Below are 603 nucleotides of genomic sequence, written 5' to 3'. Positions count from 1 at the left end.
GCCCGGCCGGGCCGCACCCACCGGCACGCCGTCGACCTGCTGCGCTGGGACCTGGACGCGGTGACCGAGGCGGCGGGCGGTACCGCACCCACGTTGGTGAAGACCCAGGTCGCCGGGCCGTGGACGCTCGCCGCCGCGATCGAGCTCGCCCGCGGGCACCGGGTGCTGACCGACCACGGTGCCCTGCGCGACCTCACCGAGTCACTGACCGAGGGGCTGGCCGCGCACGTGGCGGACGTGGCCGAGCGCACCGGTGCGCGGGTGCTGGTGCAGTTCGACGAGCCCGCGCTGCCCGACGTGCTCGCCGGGTCGCTGTCCACCCCCTCCGGCTACGGGACCGTGGACTCCGTGCCCGAGCCCCGCGCCCGGGAACTGCTGTCCGCGGTGTTCACCTCCGCGCGGGAGCGCACCGGCACCCCGGTGGTCGTGCATTCGTGCGCACGGCGTCCCCCGATCGGGCTGTTGCACCGGGCGGGGGCGGACGCGGTGTCGCTGGACGCGACCCTGCTCGACGGGGCGCCCGCCGTGCTGCTCGACGAGATCGGGCAGGCGTGGGACGAGGGCGTGACCCTGCTGCTCGGCCTGGTGCCCACGCAGCCGCCG

1 pseudogene is annotated in these 603 nt (G+C 76.8%); it reads left to right on the top strand.

What is annotated here, in order from left to right:
• Nucleotides 1-603 (top strand): annotated as a pseudogene (locus SACPADRAFT_RS0213660) (methionine synthase); the annotation flags it as partial.

The organism is Saccharomonospora iraqiensis subsp. paurometabolica YIM 90007 (assembly GCF_000231035.2).
In the GTDB taxonomy this organism is placed as follows: domain Bacteria; phylum Actinomycetota; class Actinomycetes; order Mycobacteriales; family Pseudonocardiaceae; genus Saccharomonospora; species Saccharomonospora paurometabolica.
Note: the sequence above shows the minus strand (reverse complement) of the source record. Positions and strands in the feature narration are given on the sequence as shown.